The sequence below is a fragment of the Herbaspirillum rhizosphaerae genome, from assembly GCF_001189965.1.
In the GTDB taxonomy this organism is placed as follows: Bacteria; Pseudomonadota; Gammaproteobacteria; order Burkholderiales; family Burkholderiaceae_D; genus Herbaspirillum; species Herbaspirillum rhizosphaerae.
Genome location: NZ_LFLU01000017.1, coordinates 16863 through 34894 on the forward strand (window position 1 = coordinate 16863; position 18032 = coordinate 34894).

Annotated in this window: 17 protein-coding genes; 3 read left to right on the plus strand and 14 right to left on the minus strand. The window is 62.1% G+C overall.

Going from position 1 to position 18032, the window contains the following annotated elements; translation table 11 throughout:
* The first annotated feature begins 1 nt into the window (after position 1).
* Positions 2 to 934, plus strand: coding sequence for a DMT family transporter (locus AKL25_RS19215; RefSeq protein WP_240475801.1), 933 nt, complete (start codon positions 2 to 4; stop codon positions 932 to 934).
* Here the strand turns inward: AKL25_RS19215 and AKL25_RS19220 are convergent, their stop codons facing one another.
* Positions 935 to 2947: a bifunctional diguanylate cyclase/phosphodiesterase gene (locus tag AKL25_RS19220; RefSeq protein WP_167541918.1), complete on the minus strand. Its 2013-nt coding sequence runs from the start codon at positions 2945 to 2947 to the stop codon at positions 935 to 937.
* Positions 2948 to 3304: 357 nt separating this feature from the next.
* Between AKL25_RS19220 and AKL25_RS19225 the strand changes: the two genes are divergently transcribed.
* Positions 3305 to 5005 (plus strand): methyl-accepting chemotaxis protein, encoded by a 1701-nt coding sequence (locus tag AKL25_RS19225; RefSeq protein ID WP_050479331.1) that lies wholly within the window; start codon positions 3305 to 3307, stop codon positions 5003 to 5005.
* A 92-nt stretch (positions 5006 to 5097) separates the two neighbouring features.
* On the opposite strand, the gene AKL25_RS19230 is transcribed toward AKL25_RS19225, so the two are convergent.
* The 5 genes from AKL25_RS19230 to AKL25_RS19250 form a co-directional block, all read right to left on the minus strand.
* Positions 5098 to 5655, minus strand: coding sequence for a peroxiredoxin family protein (locus AKL25_RS19230; RefSeq protein WP_050479332.1), 558 nt, complete (start codon positions 5653 to 5655; stop codon positions 5098 to 5100).
* Between the two features lie 236 nt (positions 5656 to 5891).
* A complete protein-coding gene (locus AKL25_RS19235; protein WP_050479333.1) occupies positions 5892 to 6545 on the minus strand; it encodes a BON domain-containing protein in 654 nt (217 codons plus the stop codon).
* Complete coding sequence (locus AKL25_RS19240; RefSeq protein ID WP_050479334.1) at positions 6538 to 7134, minus strand: phosphoheptose isomerase; 597 nt, start codon at positions 7132 to 7134, stop codon at positions 6538 to 6540. The genes AKL25_RS19235 and AKL25_RS19240 overlap by 8 nt, the downstream gene beginning before the upstream one ends.
* A 173-nt stretch (positions 7135 to 7307) precedes the next feature.
* The gene (locus tag AKL25_RS19245; protein ID WP_050479335.1) at positions 7308 to 7703 is read right to left on the minus strand and encodes a YraN family protein; all 396 of its coding nucleotides are present in this window, start codon (positions 7701 to 7703) and stop codon (positions 7308 to 7310) included.
* A gap of 23 nt (positions 7704 to 7726) precedes the next feature.
* Complete coding sequence (locus AKL25_RS19250) at positions 7727 to 9010, minus strand: penicillin-binding protein activator (protein WP_050479336.1); 1284 nt, start codon at positions 9008 to 9010, stop codon at positions 7727 to 7729.
* A gap of 11 nt (positions 9011 to 9021) precedes the next feature.
* Here AKL25_RS19250 and rsmI point away from each other — a divergent pair, with 11 nt between their 5' ends.
* On the plus strand, positions 9022 to 9963 hold the full coding sequence (gene rsmI / locus AKL25_RS19255; protein WP_050479337.1) for a 16S rRNA (cytidine(1402)-2'-O)-methyltransferase: 942 nt from the start codon (positions 9022 to 9024) through the stop codon (positions 9961 to 9963).
* Positions 9964 to 9997: 34 nt separating this feature from the next.
* On the opposite strand, the gene AKL25_RS19260 is transcribed toward rsmI, so the two are convergent.
* The 8 genes from AKL25_RS19260 to AKL25_RS19295 all read right to left on the minus strand — a co-directional run bounded on the left by AKL25_RS19260 (position 9998) and on the right by AKL25_RS19295 (position 17668).
* On the minus strand, positions 9998 to 10330 hold the full coding sequence (locus tag AKL25_RS19260; RefSeq protein WP_050479338.1) for an SMR family transporter: 333 nt from the start codon (positions 10328 to 10330) through the stop codon (positions 9998 to 10000).
* A gap of 39 nt (positions 10331 to 10369) precedes the next feature.
* Positions 10370 to 11506, minus strand: coding sequence for a septal ring lytic transglycosylase RlpA family protein (locus AKL25_RS19265; RefSeq protein ID WP_083444799.1), 1137 nt, complete (start codon positions 11504 to 11506; stop codon positions 10370 to 10372).
* A gap of 140 nt (positions 11507 to 11646) precedes the next feature.
* On the minus strand, positions 11647 to 12756 hold the full coding sequence (rodA, locus tag AKL25_RS19270; RefSeq protein ID WP_050479414.1) for a rod shape-determining protein RodA: 1110 nt from the start codon (positions 12754 to 12756) through the stop codon (positions 11647 to 11649).
* 8 nt (positions 12757 to 12764) lie between these two features.
* Positions 12765 to 14714, minus strand: a complete 1950-nt coding sequence (mrdA, locus tag AKL25_RS19275; protein WP_050479339.1) for a penicillin-binding protein 2 — start codon at positions 14712 to 14714, stop codon at positions 12765 to 12767.
* Between the two features lie 26 nt (positions 14715 to 14740).
* Complete coding sequence (gene mreD / locus AKL25_RS19280) at positions 14741 to 15253, minus strand: rod shape-determining protein MreD (RefSeq protein WP_050479340.1); 513 nt, start codon at positions 15251 to 15253, stop codon at positions 14741 to 14743.
* Positions 15250 to 16377 carry a rod shape-determining protein MreC gene (gene mreC / locus AKL25_RS19285; RefSeq protein WP_050479341.1) on the minus strand — a complete coding sequence of 376 codons (1128 nt, stop codon included), beginning with the start codon at positions 16375 to 16377 and terminating at the stop codon, positions 15250 to 15252. Before mreC ends, mreD begins: the two co-directional genes overlap by 4 nt.
* A 6-nt stretch (positions 16378 to 16383) precedes the next feature.
* Positions 16384 to 16578: a hypothetical protein gene (locus AKL25_RS19290; protein WP_050479342.1), complete on the minus strand. Its 195-nt coding sequence runs from the start codon at positions 16576 to 16578 to the stop codon at positions 16384 to 16386.
* A gap of 46 nt (positions 16579 to 16624) precedes the next feature.
* The gene (locus AKL25_RS19295; RefSeq protein ID WP_007881173.1) at positions 16625 to 17668 is read right to left on the minus strand and encodes a rod shape-determining protein; all 1044 of its coding nucleotides are present in this window, start codon (positions 17666 to 17668) and stop codon (positions 16625 to 16627) included.
* Positions 17669 to 18032 lie beyond the last annotated feature (364 nt).

The following is an 18032-nucleotide window of genomic DNA, read 5'->3' on the forward strand; positions in this document are numbered from 1 at the left end:
CTTGCCGACGCCGCAAGCAACTGCGCAGAGCCGCAAGGACAACGGCAGAGCCAAGCTGTTGCTGCTGATCCTCGGCGTGGTCTGGGGATTGAACTGGCCGGCGGTCAAGGTCTCGCTGAGCGGCGTCTCGCCGTGGACCTTGCGCACCATCGGCCTCGGCGCGGCGGCGTGCACGCTGTTCGTGCTGGCGCTGGTGCGCGGCCGCGCGCTGCGCATCGGCGCGCGCGACCGTGTGCACATCGTGATGACCGGCCTGCTCAACATTGCGCTGTTCAATATCCTGCTGACCTTTGCCCAACTCGGCGCGGCGACTTCGCGCGTGGCGATCATCACTTATTCGATGCCGCTGTGGGCGACGCTGTTTGCGCGCATCGCGCTGGGCGAGAAGCTGGACCGCGTACGCGGCATGGGACTGGCGCTGGGCGCGGGCGGCCTGGCGGTGCTGATTTCTCCGCTGCTCGGCGGCGGCCTGCAGGCGCTGCCGCACGGCATCCTGTACGCACTGGCGGCGGCGCTGACCTGGGCGGCGGGAACGGTCTACATGAAGTGGGCGAAGATCAATGCCGAACCGCTGGCGATCGCAGCGTGGCAATTGCTGATCGGCGCGCTGGTGGCGCTGACCGGCTTGCTTTCCTTCGAGGGCTGGCCGCATCCGGGGGCACTGCATGTGCAAGTGATCGGCGCGCTGGCGTATCACATCTTTTTCGGCATGGCGGCGGGCTACATCCTGTGGTTTGAAATCATCGCCAGACTGCCGGCCGGCATCGCCGCGCTCGGCACGCTGCTGGTGCCGGTGGTCGGCGTCAGCGGCGCGGTGCTGTTGCTGGGCGAACGCCCGAGCGCGCCGGACATGCTGGGCTTCGTGCTGATTTTCAGCGCCGCGATTTGCGTGTTGCTGCCGGCGGGTTCACTGCGGTTGTTGTGCAGGACCTGACTACTCTTCCAGCGCCTGCAGCGAATTGACGTAGGCGGTTTCCAGCACGTGATGCGGGACGTACAACAGATCCGTGATGGTTTCCGCCGCCAGCGCACGCGAGAAGAAAAATCCCTGGCCGAAATCGCAGCCGAGATTGCGCAGATGGTCGACCTGCATTTCCGTTTCCGTTCCTTCCGCCACCACTTCGATACCGAGATTGCGCGCCAGCGTCATGATGGTTTCGACGATTTGCAGGCGCTCCTTGTCTTCCTTCATGCCCATGACGAAGGAGCGGTCGATCTTCAGCACGTCCAGCGGGAAGCGATGCAGGTAACTCAGTGACGAATAGCCGGTGCCGAAGTCGTCGATGCTGAAGCGCACGCCCAGCGCGCGCAGTTGCGACAGGATCTTGATCGTGCGCTCGACGTCGCCCATGGTGACGCTCTCGGTGATCTCCAGCCGCAGCGTATTGGGATCGATGCCGGTCTCTCTGATGATCTGCTGGATCTGATCGACCAGATTGGGTTGCACGAACTGGCGCGGCGAAATATTGACGCTGATGGTCAGCGGCTTGGCGCGCGGGAATTGCTGGTGCCATACATGCATCTGGCGGCAGGCTTCGCGCAGCACCCACATGCCGATGTGCAGAATCAGGCCGGTGTCTTCGGCGACATCGATGAAGTCGCCCGGATACACCAGTTCCTCCGCACCACGGCGCCAGCGCACCAGCGCTTCGACGCCGACGATGGTGCCGGCCTGCAGCTCGATGATGGGCTGGTAATGCAGCACGAACTCATTGTTCTTCAACGCGTGGCGCAGCGCCGTCTCTATCGTCAGGCGGCTGACCGCGCCCTTGCGCATGCTGCGGTCGAATATTTCGTACTGGCTCTTGCCGGCGGCCTTGGCGCGATACAGCGCCAGGTCGGCGTCGCGCAGCACTTCGTCGGCCAGGGTATGGCCGACGTCGCTGAAGACGATGCCGATGCTGGCGCTGGCGTAGATTTCCTGATCGCGGATCAGGAAGGGCAAGGCCAGCGCCAGCTGGATACGCTCGGCGATGCGTTCGGCTTCGCCGACATCGGGAATGTCGCGCAGGAGCACGGTGAATTCGTCGCCGCCCATGCGCGCCAGCGTGTATTTGGGATTGCCCGGGGAAGGCTCGGCGCCGGTCGTGCCGACAATGACATCCGGGCGCACGGCGTTTTTCAGACGGGCCGCCACCTGGATGATCATGCGGTCGCCCGCCAGGTGGCCGAGGCTGTCGTTAATGATCTTGAAGCGGTCGAGGTCGATGAACAGCACCGCGAAGCCGGCGTTGTCGTCTTCCCATTGGCGTTGCAGCGCCAGATCCAGCTGCTGCAGGAACAGGCTGCGGTTGGGCAGGCCGGTCAGCGCGTCGTGGGAGGCCTCATGAATCAGGCGCGCTTCGTTCTGGCGGCGCTCGGCGACACGGCCGATGCGGCCGGCGATCTGGCGCATCAGGCTCATCAGCCGCAGCAGATTGTCGTCCAGCGAGAGCACGCGGTCGGAGAAAAATTCCAGAACGGCAACGACTTCACCGCCGCTCACTACCGGGAAGGCGACGCCGGCCTTGATGCCGGCCGCGCGCGCCACATCGGCGCGCGGCGCATCGCGGTCGACGCCGATGTTGACGGTCCAGACCGGTGCGGCCTCCTTGAAGGCGCGGCCCGGCAAATCTTTATGCGCCTGGAAGCCGGGGCTGCCGGTCATGCAATGAAAGGCGCTGAATTCGGGGCGGATGGCGCCGTACCAGATGCCGGCCGATACCAGCGCAGTCTGGCTGCCGCTCTTGCGCACGTGATAGCAATGCCCCAGCGGCCAGCCGGTATAACGGCAGATCTCGTCAACGGCGAACTGGAGAATCACGTCGACCGAGTCGGCCTGGTTGGCGGCAGCGGCGACGCCTTCGAGCAGCTGCAATTGGCGCAGACGGCTTTCCAGGCGAGCGTCGGATTGCATGCGTGCATCGCGCTCGCGAATCAGGGACTGCGTCAGCTTTTCTATTTCCACGGCATGCGCGGCCGTGTCCGGTTTTATTGTCATTTGGGTGAAAGGTATGGCCGTGTTGATATGCGCATTGCCGTGTTGCACTTTCCAAGCCTGCGATTATAGCGGGCGGTTGTCACTGTTGCATCAAATCATCGCCGGCCGCGACGTAAAGTTATCTGCCGGTACTGCCGATGTCCTTGATAAAACGCTAACAGGCACGGCAAATGGCGGCTATCCTGCGATTTAGCGCCCTTCCCCTGTGATACGCTGAACCTGCCGACAAGAAAAAATATCGATGCCTGCGCCCGCCAGGGCGCAGAAATGCAAACCGGGACCGACGCTGCGTGCAGCGCTGGAAACACGGATAAGGAGACAGCCATGAAAAACTTCAGGATAGGTGTACGTCTGGGCATCGGCTTCATTGCGATGCTGATGCTGATGGCAGTGATGGTCGGCATCGGCGTCTGGCGGCTGCAGGGCATCGGCGACGCCACCGACGACATGGTCAAAAATGCCTTGCAGAAAGAACGCGACGCCTCGAAATGGCATGCCGCCATCAAGGAAAACGGCGTGCGCACCTTCGCCGTGATGCGCAGCGACGATGCCGAATTCCAGAAGTACTTCCAGACCCAGATCGATGCGGAATCGAAGAAGGTCAGCGATATCCAGAAACGCGTGGAAACCGCCATTTCCTTACCGGAAGAAAAGCAGCTGTTCGACGAGGTCGGCAAGCTGCGTGCGGCATACCGCAACGCGCGCGAAGACATCTTCAAGATGAAGGCCGCCGGCAATGCCGAGGAAGCCAAGCAGTTGACCAACACCAAACTGGTCAAGATGATGGACGACTATTCCGGCAGCGTGCTGAAGTACGCCGACTATCAGACACAGGTCATTGACCGCTCCGCCCAACACATCAACGACAGCTATCAGTCGGGACGCACGCTGCTGCTGAGCCTGGGCGTGATTGAGCTGGTGCTGGGCGGCATCCTCGGCTGGCTGCTGACGCTGAGCATCACGCGTCCGCTCAACGAGGCTGTCAGCATCGCCGAAACCGTCGCCTCGGGCGACCTGACTTCGCACATCGACGGCAGCGGCAAGGATGAAACCAGCAAGCTGCTGCAAGCACTGAAAACCATGAACGACAATCTGCTCAATATCGTCGGCAAGGTGCGCAGCGGCACCGATACCATCGCCACGGCTTCCAGTGAAATCGCCAGCGGCAATCTCGATCTGTCGGCACGCACCGAAAGCCAGGCCGGTTCGCTGGAAGAAACGGCGTCGGCGATGGAACAACTCACCTCCACGGTCAAGCAGAATGCCGACAATGCGCGCCAGGCGAATCAGCTCGCCGTATCCGCCTCGGAAGTCGCCGTGCAAGGCGGCAGCGTGGTCGGCCAGGTGGTCGACACCATGGGCGCAATCAATGCTTCGTCGAAGAGAATCGTCGATATCATCAGCGTGATCGACGGCATCGCTTTCCAGACCAATATCCTGGCGCTGAACGCGGCAGTCGAAGCCGCACGCGCCGGCGAACAGGGGCGCGGCTTTGCCGTGGTGGCGTCGGAGGTGCGCAGCCTGGCGCAACGCTCGGCGGCGGCGGCCAAGGAAATCAAAACCCTGATCGACGACTCGGTGGAAAAGGTCGACTCCGGCAGCAAGCTGGTGGAGCAAGCCGGCGCCACCATGACCGAAGTGGTGGCCAGCGTGCGGCGCGTGACCGACATCGTGGCGGAGATCAGTTCCGCCAGCCAGGAACAAAGCGACGGCATCGAGCAGGTCAACCAGGCCATCACGCAGATGGACGAAACCACACAGCAAAATGCGGCGCTGGTCGAACAAGCCGCCGCCGCCGCGCAGTCGCTGCAGGACCAGGCGGCCACGCTGACGCAGGTGGTCAGTGTCTTCAAACTCGACAATACCCGCCTGGCGCCTCAGCCGGTGCTGCGCACCGTCGACATCACGCCGCTGCACAAACCGGCCAAGGTTGCTACCGCAACGCCGCCTAAACTGAAGCAGGCTGCATCCTTAAAATCTCCCGTGGCAAACAAACCGGCGGAGGAAGACTGGGAGCAATTCTGAACGCCGGGATAAAAGCGGCTTCATCGCTGCAGGCATAAAAAAGCGCCGGTATCGAACCGGCGCTTTTTTATTTGGTGGAGCGTATCCGACGATCAGGCGGCCAGCGCCTTTTCCAGCAACTGATGCAATTCAGCGAATTGCGGCTCGCCGACATAGCGCTTCAGGATGCTGCCGTCCTTGCCGATGACGAAGGTGGTCGGCGTCAGCTTGACGTCGCCGAAGGCCTTGGCCAGCGTATCTTGCGGATCCAGCGCAACCTTGAACGGCAGCTTGCGCGTCTCGGTGTAGTTCAGCACGTAATTCGGCGGGTCATAGCTCATCGCAACGGCGACGAAGTCCAGGCCCTGGTCCTTGTACTTGTTGTAGGTCGAAATCATCTGCGGCATTTCGCCCACGCAGGTAGTGCAGCTGGTCGCCCAGAAATTGACCATGACAACCTTGCCGCGCATGTCCTTGAGCGCGACCTTCTGGCCGTCGAGCTTGACGAAGGTCACGTCGGGCGCGGTGTTCTTCGCCGACAGCGAGGTGTAGCCGAACAGCGCAATGGCGGCAACGACCGCAACGCCGCCGAGTTTGAGGGCAAGGCGGCTGCGCGGAGCAGCGCCGGCAGCTGGAGTGGTAACAGAGGTGGTGGCGTGTTGGGCTTCCATGTCTTTTCCGTTGTGAGTACTGCTGGTCAGTTGCGTTGCCAGATTGGCAATATTGCAGACATGACTGTCGGGCCATTATAGACGCGCTTTCCGCTTCGTGCCGGAGGCGGTGTCCCGAATGACAACACCATGAAAAAACCGCCGGTGTCGGGGACATCGGCGGTTCTTGTCGTTGCTGCGGCGCCTGACCTGCATCTGACATGGCAGCGTCAGACCAGTTCCGGCACGGTTCCCGATTACTTGGCGGGATCCGGCGGCGGCTGCTTGATGTATTGCTTCAATTCTTCTTCCGAGATGTACTCGTACAGCGTCACGACCTTTTGCACGCCGCTGACGCCGCTGGCGATTTCGGCGCCGCGCTTGCCTTCGCGTTCGGTCACGCGTCCCATCATGTAGACGATGCCGCGTTCGGTGGTGATCTTGAAGGCGCTGGCGTACAGGTCCTTGGCGTCCACCAGGCTGGCCAGCACTTTGCTGGTGATCAGCGCATCGCCGGAACGGGCCGAGAAGCCGGACGAACCGGAAACAACCAGTTCGTTGAACACGCCGTTGACGTTCGGCAGGCTCTTGATCTCGCGCTCGGCGGCGGCCTTCGATGCTTCATCAGGCACTTCACCGGAGAGCAGGACCTTGCGGTTGAAGCTGGTCACGTTGACGTGAGAACCGGCGGCGACCACGTCAGGGATATTGGATTCACCCTTGACGACAATCGACTTGTCTTCGGTCTGCGCACCCAGCGTGCGGCGATCCGTTGCCGCGAACGTGCCTGCCAGCATACCGCCGGCGAGTACGCCGAAGCAGCCTTGCAGCCCGATCGCGAGCATCCCGCCAACGGCGACTGCCGCCAGCGGACGACGCCATTTCAACCAACCTGCCTTGACATCATTCATTCACATCACCTCCAAATAGCGCGACATCGATACCGTCGCAAATACAATGCAGAGTCACCAGATGCACTTCCTGAATGCGCGCGGTACGGTCATGCGGCACGCAGATATGCACATCGGCGTCGGTAAGTTTCTTGCCGATGGCGCCGCCGCCTTTGCCGGTCAGCGCCACCACGCGCATGTCGCGTTCCTGTGCTACTTCGATCGCCGCCAGCACGTTGCCGGAGTTGCCCGAAGTCGAGAACGCCAGCAACACGTCGCCGGCCTGGCCGAAGGCCTGGACCTGCTTCGAGAAAATTTCCATGTAGCTGTAATCGTTGCCGACTGCAGTCAGGATCGAAGTATCCGTAGTCAGCGCCAGCGCCGGCAGCGGCAGACGTTCACGTTCGAAACGTCCCACCAGTTCGGCCGCGAAATGCTGGCAGTCTGCTGCCGATCCGCCGTTGCCGCAGGCAAGAATCTTGTTGCCGTTCGACAGCGCTGTGAACATAAGTTCAATCGCCTGCTCAATCGGCTGCGCCAATACGGCACCGGCGTGGAGCTTGAGTTCGGCACTTTCCTGAAAGTGCGAGAGGATACGTTGATTAGTCATGGTACGAGAGTATTTAACAGTGCATGAAGAACGACAGTCCCTGGTTCGTCCCGGTCAGGCTGCCGGCATGGGAGGGGAGAAAAACGGATCAACCCGGCATGCAACGGCAACAGGCCCGCCAATTATAGTGTAGTTGGCCTGCTCCTCCCCGGTGCGAGGGGTAAAGAAGCGTATCAAAATGCTTCAGATATTGCTTCCACGGCATTTTTCAGCCAGGTCATCTGCTCGCCGTCATAGCCGATGACGTCGAAACGGCAGTCCGGCGGCATGCGGTAGCGCTGCAAAAATACTTGTGCAGCAATGATCAGGCGTTTTTGTTTCGTGCGTGTGACGCTGGCGAGCGCGCCGCCGAAGTCGCTTTTGCTGCGTTTGCGCACTTCGACGAAAACGATGGTGTCGCGCTCGCGCATGATCAGGTCGATTTCGCCGCCTTTGCAGCGGAAGTTGCGTTCGACCTCGACCAATCCCTGCTTGAGCAAGAATGCCAGGGCGTCATCCTCGGCCGCGTCGCCGCTGACTTGCTTGCTGGTGCGTTGCTTGCGGCCGCGAAGATGGTCGAACAAGGCCATGCGCTTGATCTTTCAGTAAGCCGTCAGCGCTGATTGGCAACCGGCACGGCAATGCCGTCCTGATAGACGGCCTGGGTTTCCTTGCGCTGGAAGTACGTCGCGCCGGCCGCCATGTTGACGTTGATCTGGCCGGTCACGCCGTCGATGTCGAAACCCGAGCGCCGCTGGGCAATTTCATTGGCGACGCGGAAAGCGTCGATGCCGAGCGCATAGAGACGTTCCAGGTCGGCGTTCGGCTTGACATCGGCATTGGCGACGGAGCGCGGATACGCCATGACGGCGGCGTTGTCGGCCTGCAATTGCCACGGCATGTCGACCAGACGCACGCCGTCGAGCTCGGGCAGACGGTTGTCGGGAGCCGGCGGGGTGCCGGTGGCGGCGCTGGCGGCAGCATTGTTGGCCGCGGCATTGACCGCCGCCGTGGCGCTGGCCAGCGTCAGCGGATTAAGCTGCGAGGTGCCGTAGAGCGCGATCTCGTTGCCGATGGCGCTGCGCAACTGAATGGTTTGCGCGGCATCGAGCGCAACGAACAGCAAGGCCGGCTTCTCGGCCTGGATGCGCTGGCCCAGTTGCGCCAGGCCGGTGGCGCTCAGCGCGTTGTTGGGCACGCTCAGTTCGAGGTTTTCCACGGCCATCCCTTGCTGGCGCGCCTGCTGGACAAACGCTTTCACCGCGCGGCGCTGCCAGGCGATGTTGGTGGAGATCGCAAAAATCTTGCCGGGCGTCTTTTCATGCTCGACCCAGGCCGCGACCTGGCGCGCCTCTTCTTCAATCGACAAACCCATCATGATCATCTGGCGCGGCAGACGCTGGTCGGCGGTGTCGGGCAGATCCGGCTGGGCCAGGGCGATGGTCGGCTTGCGCACCGCGGCCGACTGCACCAGCGCCGTCACCGCGCTACGCGAGAGCGGGCCGACGATGATGTCGTATTTGCCCGAGGCATCGTTATAGGCGTTGAGGGCTTCCTGTGCGGAGTCCCCGGTTTCGATGATGGTGATGACGAGGTTGTCTTTCTTGCGCTCGGAAGCGGTCAGGAATCCGGTGCGCACCGCATCGGCAGCGGCGCCGAACACGCTGGAGCGCAGCGGCAGCAGCAGAGCCACGCGCACAGGCGGCTGGCTGTTCTCGGGCGGCAAGCTGAAGTCGGTCGCCGGCGCAGCGGCGGAAGCAGCGGGTGCGGACGCAGGTGCAGCGGAGGGTGCAGGAGCGGCATCATTCGCGCCAACGGTTGTAAATGCCTGCACGGAAGCGCACAATCCGCTCAGCAGCGCGGTCAGCAAGATGACTTTCGCCCATTTTCCCAACATGATCTTCTCCAATGAGTCACCCCAACTCGAACGCACACGCTGCATCCATTGCATCCATCACGTCTCTTGCCGCGTCCGTCCTGACGGAAGCCGCGCAACAGACTTATCCTGAGTCGGCATTATATGTGCTGGCTACGCCCATCGGAAATGTTTGCGACCTGACGTTGCGCGCTTTGCACGTGTTGTCGATGGTGAACGCCGTGGCCTGTGAAGACACCCGCAACACCAGCCATCTGCTGACGCGCTACGGCATCAGCCAGACGCTCATCGCCGCGCATGAACACAACGAACGCGAAGCCGCCGACAAGATCATTGCGCGCCTGCAGCAGGGCGAGCGCATTGCGCTGGTGTCCGATGCCGGCACGCCGGCGGTATCCGATCCGGGCGCGCGCATTGTCGAGGCGGTGCGCGCCGCCGGCCTGACCGTGGTGCCGCTGCCGGGCGCATCGGCTGCCGTGACGGCGCTGTCGGCCAGCGGTCTGGTCAACGATCAGTTCCACTTCGTCGGCTTCTTGCCGAACAAGAGCAAGCAGCGCGAAAGCGCCTTGCTGAAGCTGGCGCAGGATGCTTCCACGCTGGTGTTTTATGAAGCGCCGCATCGCATCGTGGAAACCGTCGATGCGCTGTTGCTGGCTTTCGGACCGCAACGCCAGATCGTTCTGGCGCGCGAGCTGACCAAGCTGTTCGAAACCATCCACCGCTGCGCATTGGCCGACGCGCCGGCCTGGCTGGCGGCGGACGCCAACCGCCAGCGCGGCGAGTTCGTGATCCTGGTGGAAGGCGCCACCGCCGGTGAAGACGCGGTCGCCGACGCCGATGCCGAACGCATCCTGCAAATTCTGCTGGCGGAGTTGCCGGTGAAGCAAGCCGCCGCCTTGACGGCGCAAATCACCGGCCAAAAGAAAAACGCGCTCTATGAGCGCGCTTTGCAACTGCGGGACGCCGCCGAATAAGTCCGTCGCCTGGTCGATTTCACCGATGGAAGACTCAGTGCGCGGTCGACTTCGAAAACAGGTTCAATACCAGCACCCCCGCCAGAATCAACCCCATGCCGATGATGGCCGGGGTATCCAGGGTCTGGCCGTAGACAAAATACGCCACGATGGAAATCAGGACGATGCCGAGGCCGGACCAGATCGCGTAGGCGATGCCGACCGGAATCGTCTTGAGCGTCATCGACAGGAACAAGAACGCCAGCGCATAACCGACCACCACCGCCACTGACGGAATCAGCTTGGTGAAACCATCGGACGCCCGCAAGGCGGAAGTGGCGATGACTTCCGAAACAATGGCGATGCCCAGCAACAGGTAGGGATGCATGCGTTCTCCGCTAGATAAGTAAGAGATTGGGCGAGCGGATCAGCGCTCGACCACAAAGCCCGTTACGTTGGCGCGCTGACGGATCAGTTGCGCGGCGTCCATGGCGGCAGGACGGCTGGCGTAAGGACCGGCGTAGAGGCGATAGAGTCCGTTGACGACCACGGTTTCCAGCTTGTCGACGGCGCCGCTCAGGTTTTGCATCAGCTTGTCGCGCGCGCTGCGGGCGTTGGCTTCCTGGGCATAAGCGCCGAACTGCAAATAGAAACCGCTCGCCAACGCCGCCGTGCTTCCGTTTTCGCCGGTTGCCGTGCCGCCGGCTGGCTGCGTTGCGGCGGCCGTTGTCATGGCGATCGGGACGATCTGGCCTGGCGGCGCGACGCTGCCCACCGATACCGCCGACGTTGCCGGCGCGTTGTTGGCGGCATTCACCGGCACCGGCGCGGCCGTGACGCCATTGCGCTTGTTCTCCGCGATGCGGTTGATTTCATCCGGCAACAGGCGCTCCACTTCCAGTTCGCTGCTGCCGGAGGACAAGTAGCCCAGCTTCAGCGCGGCGGTGTACGACAAGTCGATGATGCGGGTCGAATGGAAAGGTCCGCGATCGTTGATGCGCACAATGACTTGCGCGCCGGTCTTCAGGTTGGTGACGCGGGCGTAGGACGGAATCGGCAAGGTCGGATGCGCGGCCGTCATCTTGTACATGTCGTAAAGCTCGCCCGACGAGGTCTTCTGGCCGTGGAATTTCTTGCCGTACCAGCTGCCGATGCCGCGCTGCTTGAACGGACGGTCGTCGGTAATCGGCGTGTAGGTTTTGCCGAACACGACATAAGGACGGCTGCCGGCCCTGGAAAACGGTTCGACCTTGGGATCGGCGTCCGGCGTATCGAGCAGGCCGTCAGGCGGCTGGTCGCCCGGGCCGTCATCCTTGTAGTAACCGCCGCGGCCCGAACCTGCCGCCGGCAGCGCCGGCAACGGTTTGCCGTTGGCAGTGCGCGCCGCCGGCGTCGATGCGGCCGGAGACGGCGCGGGCGTGTTCAGCGACGGCGCGCTGCTGCAGGCGGCCAGCGCCAGCGGCGCCAGAATGGAAACGTAACGCAGCAGGCACGATATGCGCAGTGGACGCACCAGACGCGCCGAACATGCGGAGAGTGCCGCGGGGGCAAAGAAAACTCGCATTGCAATCTTTCCAGACTTGTTAGTTTTATCAGGCTTGCAAACTTGGGCAAGCGCAACGATACCAGAGTATCGGAAGCATCCCTGAAATGTCTGTCAGGAAAAACTGATCTTACAAAAGGAAACTTCCCGAACAACCAGTCCTAGGTCTGCACCAGCTTGCGATGCCGCTGAATGCTCATCAGAATGCCCGCGCCCAGGCCCAGCGTGACCAGCGCGGTGCCGCCGTAACTCATGAACGGCAACGGCACACCGACCACCGGCAAAATGCCGCTGACCATGCCCATGTTCACGAAGGCGTAGGTGAAGAAAATCATGGTGATCGCGCCGCCCAGCAGGCGCGTGAACAGCGTCGGCGCATTGGCCGTGATCATCAGCCCGCGGCCGATCAGCAGCAGATACAGGAACAGCAGGATCAGGTTGCCGATCAGGCCGAACTCTTCCGAATACACCGAAAAGATGAAGTCGGTGGTGCGTTCCGGGATGAATTCCAGATGCGTCTGGGTGCCCATCAGCCAGCCTTTGCCGGTAATGCCGCCGGAACCGATGGCGATGGTCGACTGGATGATGTGGAAACCCTTGCCCAGCGGATCGGAGGTCGGATCGATCAGCATCATCACGCGCTGGCGCTGGTAATCGTGCAGCACCGACCAGATCACGGGCAAGCTGGCGGCGCCGGCGATGACCAGTCCGGTCAGCACCTTCCACGACAAACCCGCAAAGAAGATCACATAGAAACCGGCCGCCAGCACCAGTACGCCGGTGCCGAGATCCGGCTGGCGGATGATCAGGCCGACCGGCACCGCCAGCAGCACCCCCGCGATCAGGAACACGGGCCAGCGGATCATGCCTTCGCGCTTCTGGAAGTACCAGGCCAGCATCAGCGGCATGGCGATCTTCATGATTTCGGACGGCTGCACGACCATACCGATATTGAGCCAGCGGCGCGAGCCTTTCTTGACGATGCCGAACACCGCCACGGCAACCAGCAGCGCCACGCCGATGGTGTAAATCGGCACGGCGAAGCGCAGCAGCGTCTGCGGCGAGACATTGGCCGCAATCCACATGACGATGAAGGCGACCAGAATATTGCGCAACTGGTCTTCGACGCGGCCGGGGAAGTTCATGCCCGCCGAATACAGCGTGACGATGCCGACCGACATGATCAGGAAAATAATCAGCGACAGCGCGCCGTCAAACACCGCCAGGTGCGGTTTGATGATTTGCCAGAGGGGAGGCCGGTGCAAGCTCATGGTGTTGTTCAATCCCTCAGATCGTTGCCGACCGGATCCGGTCCGGAGGTGGTTGCGGCGGTAGCAGCGGCGTCATCGCCCTTGCCGGCCGGTTTGGCCTTGTCGCCGGGACGCTTGCCGAGCAGATAGAAATCGATCGCCTTGCGCGCCAGCGGCGCGGCGGCTTCCGCACCCCATCCGCCGTTTTCGACGATGACCGCCAAGGCGATGCGCGGCTTGTCGGCCGGGGCGAACGCCGTGAACAACGCATTATCCAGCAGATGCGTGGCGAGGCGCTTGGCGTCGTACTTTTCGTTCTTCTTGATTGACACCACCTGGGCGGTGCCGCTCTTGCCGGCCGAGGTGTATTCGGTGCCGGCGAAGACGCGCGCGCCGGTGCCTTCCTTGTTCACGCCGACCATGGCTTGCTTGATGACGTCGATGTTTTCCTGCTTGAGCGGAATACGATAGCTCTCCTTCGGCACGGTCACGGTGCGCTCGTGCGTGACGCCGTCTTCGATCATCTTGACCAGATGCGGCTTCATGACGATGCCGTTGTTGGCCAGGGTCGCGGTGGCGTGCGCCAGCTGGATCGGCGTGAAGGCGTTGTAACCCTGGCCGATGCCCAGCGAAATGGTTTCGCCGGCGTACCACTTGCGCTGCTCCGGCTTGCGGTAGGCGTTGGCCTTCCAGGTGGTCGACGGCAGCAGGCCCTTGCGTTCGTGCTCGAGGTCGATGCCGGTGATCTGGCCGAAGCCGAACGGCTTCATGAAATCGTGGATGGCGTCGACGCCAAGGTCGTTGGCCAGCATGTAATAGTAGGTATCGCAGGACACCACGATCGAGCGGTACATGTCGACCACGCCGTGGCCGCCTTCCTTGTCGTCGCGGAACTTGTGGTTGCCGAGCCAGAAGTAACCCGGATCGCGGATGGAGTCGGACGGCTTGCGCTTGCCCAGCTCCAGCGCCGCCAGCGCCATGAACGGCTTGTAGGTCGACCCGGGCGGATAGGTGCCGGACAGCGGACGATTGATCAGCGGACGGTCGGGCGAGTTGTTCAGCTCGTCCCAGGTTTGCTGGTCGATGCCTTCGACAAAAACGTTGGGGTCGAACGAAGGCTGCGACACGTAGGCCAGGATGTCGCCGGTGGCGGGATCGATCGCCACCAGTGCGCCCTTGCGGTCGCCGAAGGCTTCTTCGATGACTTTTTGCAGCTCGATGTCGATCGACAGGATCAGGTTCTGGCCCGGGCTGGCCGGCGTGCGCGACAGCGTACGCACGGCGCGGCCGCCGGCGGAGATTTCCACCTCTTCGTAGCCGGTGGTGCCGTGGAGCTGGGTTTCGTAACTCTTTTCCAGGCCTTCCTTGCCGATGTAGTCGGTGCCGTTGTAGTTGGCTTCGTCGTCGGAGTCGGCAATGCGGTCGGCATCGCGCTGGCTGATGCGGCCGATGTAGCCGATCACGTGCGCGGCGGTCTTGCCGTAAGGATATTGGCGGAACAGGCGCGCCTGGATGTCGACGCCGGGAAAGCGGTAGCGCTGCGCGGTGAACTTGGCGACTTCTTCGTCGGTCAGGCGCGTGCGGATCGGCAGGCTTTCAAAGTTCTTGGATTCTTCCTGCAGCTTGCGGAAGCGGCGCCGGTCCTTGGGCTGGATGTCGACCAGCGTACCGAGTTCGTCGACCAGCTCGTCGAGGCCCATGGTGATCTTGGACGGCGTGATTTCCAGCGTGTAGGCGGAATAGTTGCGCGCCAGCACGACGCCATTGCGATCCAGGATCAGGCCGCGGTTGGGCACGATGGGCACCACCGAGATGCGGTTTTCTTCCGCCTGCGCCGCATAGGCGTCGTGGCGGACGATCTGCAGCCAGATGAAGCGCGCCGTCAGCAGGCTGAAACAAACGAGCACCAGCATCGCCACTGCGAACAGGCGCAGCCGGAAGAGCTTGAGTTCATGCTCGGTGTTTTTGAATTCTGTCATGTTGAAGACACGCTCTGCGCTCTGGTCTAGATCGGACGGTTATCGTCGCGATTGATCGCGCGTCGTTGCGGGGCGAGCAGCAGCCATGTCACCAGCGGCCACAACAGCGCGCAGACAAAGCTCTCGCTGAAGTAATACCAATGCGGGAATTTGCCGCTGACCATCAGGCGCACCACCAGCTGCACGGCTTGCGTGAGCAGCATCAGCGGCAGGATGTGCAGGGCTTGCGTGCCGACCGGGAACCACAGTACGCGGCGGTGGATCATGATCGAGAAATACGACAGCAGCGTGTAGGCCAATGCGTTCTCGCCCAGCAGCGTGGCTTCGTTGACGTCCATCAGCAGGCCCATCATGAAGGCGATGCTGATGCCGATCTTGCGCGGCTCGTGGATGGCCCAGAACACCAGCACCAGCGCGACGAAGTCGGGAACGCCGACCCATTGGCCCCATGGCAGCAGGTTGAGCAGAAAAGCCGCGATCAGACTGATCGCGATGAAAATCGGATTCGCCGGCAGCAGGATGTAATGTGGATCGTTCATCGGGTGCTCTTGGCTGGTTGTGCAGCGGCAGGGGTGGCCGCGGTGGCAGGTTTGGCTGCCGGGACGGCTGGTGTTGCGGGCGCAGCGGCGGCCGGTTTCGCTGCTGCGGCAGCGGGTGCCGCAGTTGCTGCCGGTGTAGTGGCCGGCGCAGCCGTCGGTGCTTGTCCCTTGCGATCTTCGCTAGGCGCATCCTTGGCAGGCGCCGCTTCGCCCTCTTTCGCGCTATCGCGGAAACGGCGCTTGAGCAGCTTGTCGGCCTTGTCCAGACCGCCTTCCGGATCCGGACGCGGGGCCACGGTCTGCTCGACCAGCAGGATCAGCAACTGCTTGTGGCGATCGACGCCGGCCGACGGCAGGCAGACGATGTGCGCGAAGGCGTCCGTCGACTTGGTCTCCACCTGCAGCACGCTGGCCACCGACAGGCCCGGCGGATATACGCCGTCGATACCGGACGTCACCAGCGCATCGCCCTTCTGGATGTCGGCGTTGGCGGCCATGAACCGCAGATCGAGCACGCCGGACTGGCCGCGGCCGTAAGCCACGCTGCGCAAGCCGTTGCGCAGGACCTGGACCGGGATGGCCTGGTCCTTGTCGGTCAGCAGGGTCACTTCGGACGTGAACGGAAACACGCGCGTCACCTGGCCGACGATACCGACGTCGTCAATCACCGGCTGGCCGGGCGCTACGCCTTGCTGGGAGCCGCGGTTGAGGATGATCTTGCGGGTAAAGGGGTCGCGCGCGTCGTACAGGATCTCGCCGACGATGGATTTGCTCTGGATGCGCTGCTGCATGCTCAGCAGATTGCGCAGCTGCGTATTCTCGGCGGCCATCTGGCGCTCTTGCTGCAGCAGCTGGGCGGTCATCGCCTGCTGGCGGCGCAAGGCGTCGTTTTCTTTTTGCAGCGCGTTGAGCGAGTTGAAATAGTCGCCAACCCGGTAGGCGGCGTCGCGCGGCATCAGCGCCACCACCTGGAACGGGTACAAGCCGGTGCCGACCGCCTGCCGCACCATGGTCAGGGCATGCATGCGCGAATCGACCACCAGCATGATGATGGAGATCAGGGCGAAAAAGCCGGCGCGGGCGCGGGCCGATGCACCTTGTTTGAAGAGTGGTGGGATATCCATTGATGGTCAGGCCGAGACCGATGCCGGGGAAGCCGAGAACCGCAACAGCCCGCGCAGGGCGGGCTGGAGGATGAACAGCGGACGGATACCGGGAAGGTTGCAGTCAATATCAGGAAGACAATGCGCCATCGCAGCCGAGATTTCGCCGCTGTGCGAACCGGAAGTTCGCAGCACCGGCCAAATCTGCTTGTGCTCTGTCATAGGCGCGTTTCAGTTCCTTGAGGTTGACCAGGCTCCTGTAACGGAATTATTCGTTGGAGAAGATCGAACCCAGTTTGTCCATGCGATCGAGCGCCATGCCGGAACCGCGCACAACGCAGGTCAGCGGGTCTTCGGCGACGATCACCGGCAGGCCGGTTTCTTCCATCAGCAAACGGTCCAGATCACGCAGCAGCGCGCCGCCGCCGGTCAGCATCATGCCCTTTTCGGCAATGTCGGCGCCCAGTTCCGGAGGAGTTTGCTCCAGAGCATTCTTGACTGCGGAAACGATGTTGTTCAGCGGATCGGTCAGCGCTTCCAGGATTTCGTTGCTGGAGATGGTGAACGAGCGCGGGATGCCTTCGGACAGGTTGCGGCCCTTGACTTCCATTTCCTTGACTTCGGAGCCGGGGAAAGCGGAACCGATTTCCTTCTTGATCGCTTCGGCGGTTTGCTCGCCGATCAGCATGCCGTAGTTGCGGCGGATGTAGTTGACGATGGCTTCGTCGAACTTGTCGCCGCCGACGCGGACCGAACCCTTGTACACCATGCCGCCCAGCGAAATGATGCCGACTTCAGTGGTGCCGCCGCCGATGTCGACGACCATCGAGCCGGTTGCATCCGACACCGGCAGGCCGGAGCCGATTGCCGCCGCCATCGGCTCTTCGATCAGGTAAACCTGCGAAGCGCCGGCGCCCAGCGCCGATTCACGGATCGCGCGGCGTTCCACCTGGGTCGAACCGCAGGGAACGCAGATGATGATGCGTGGGGACGGACGGAACAGCTTGGAGTCGTGCACCATGCGGATGAATTGCTTCAGCATCTGCTCGGTGACGGTGAAATCTGCAATCACGCCGTCTTTCATCGGGCGGATGGCTTCGATATTGCCGGGAACCTTGCCCAGCATCTGTTTTGCTTCCTTGCCGACTGCCTGGATGGTCTTTTTGCCGTTCGGGCCGCCTTGCTGGCGGATCGCCACAACCGACGGCTCGTCGAGGACGATGCCTTGACCACGTACGTAAATCAGAGTGTTTGCCGTTCCAAGGTCAATAGCGAGGTCGTTAGAGAAATAACTACGTAAAAATCCAAACATGAAGTGTCCTGATGCGCCAGAGCCGCGCGCTTTGCAATTTTGTAAGTGGGATGTCTTTTCAGAAGCTGTTGCAAAATGAAGCTGCCCGAGGCGCCGCCATGGACCTGCACGGAACGCATACAGGAGTACAACCGGGGCGACGCAGCTACGTCAGCCTCATTTTGCAACAGCTTCTTTTATGACTGCGGCGACACAAATCGGCGCCAGCAAGGCATTAGTCCTACATTCTACCTTATAATTTGAGAGAAACCAGCAGGCAAAACTGTCAATAATCCTTGCCTGATGCCAGATACTTCTGCGTTTTTACCGGCATTTACCTGCGTAATTGCAAGCGCGTGCATGGTCGACGACGCGATTTTTCAAC

Excerpts from the sequence above, each read along its gene's own strand:
- AKL25_RS19240 (WP_050479334.1), bottom strand. The coding sequence starts at position 7,134 with ATGACTAATCAACGTATCCTCTCGCACTTTCAGGAAAGTGCCGAACTC.
- mreC (WP_050479341.1), bottom strand. The coding sequence starts at position 16,377 with ATGGATATCCCACCACTCTTCAAACAAGGTGCATCGGCCCGCGCCCGC.
- AKL25_RS19245 (WP_050479335.1), bottom strand. The coding sequence starts at position 7,703 with ATGGCCTTGTTCGACCATCTTCGCGGCCGCAAGCAACGCACCAGCAAG.
- AKL25_RS19295 (WP_007881173.1), bottom strand. The coding sequence starts at position 17,668 with ATGTTTGGATTTTTACGTAGTTATTTCTCTAACGACCTCGCTATTGAC.
- rsmI (WP_050479337.1), top strand. The coding sequence starts at position 9,022 with ATGAGTCACCCCAACTCGAACGCACACGCTGCATCCATTGCATCCATC.
- AKL25_RS19265 (WP_083444799.1), bottom strand. The coding sequence starts at position 11,506 with ATGCGAGTTTTCTTTGCCCCCGCGGCACTCTCCGCATGTTCGGCGCGT.
- mrdA (WP_050479339.1), bottom strand. The coding sequence starts at position 14,714 with ATGACAGAATTCAAAAACACCGAGCATGAACTCAAGCTCTTCCGGCTG.
- AKL25_RS19230 (WP_050479332.1), bottom strand. The coding sequence starts at position 5,655 with ATGGAAGCCCAACACGCCACCACCTCTGTTACCACTCCAGCTGCCGGC.
- AKL25_RS19225 (WP_050479331.1), top strand. The coding sequence starts at position 3,305 with ATGAAAAACTTCAGGATAGGTGTACGTCTGGGCATCGGCTTCATTGCG.
- AKL25_RS19260 (WP_050479338.1), bottom strand. The coding sequence starts at position 10,330 with ATGCATCCCTACCTGTTGCTGGGCATCGCCATTGTTTCGGAAGTCATC.
- AKL25_RS19290 (WP_050479342.1), bottom strand. The coding sequence starts at position 16,578 with ATGACAGAGCACAAGCAGATTTGGCCGGTGCTGCGAACTTCCGGTTCG.
- mreD (WP_050479340.1), bottom strand. The coding sequence starts at position 15,253 with ATGAACGATCCACATTACATCCTGCTGCCGGCGAATCCGATTTTCATC.
- rodA (WP_050479414.1), bottom strand. The coding sequence starts at position 12,756 with ATGAGCTTGCACCGGCCTCCCCTCTGGCAAATCATCAAACCGCACCTG.
- AKL25_RS19250 (WP_050479336.1), bottom strand. The coding sequence starts at position 9,010 with ATGTTGGGAAAATGGGCGAAAGTCATCTTGCTGACCGCGCTGCTGAGC.
- AKL25_RS19235 (WP_050479333.1), bottom strand. The coding sequence starts at position 6,545 with ATGAATGATGTCAAGGCAGGTTGGTTGAAATGGCGTCGTCCGCTGGCG.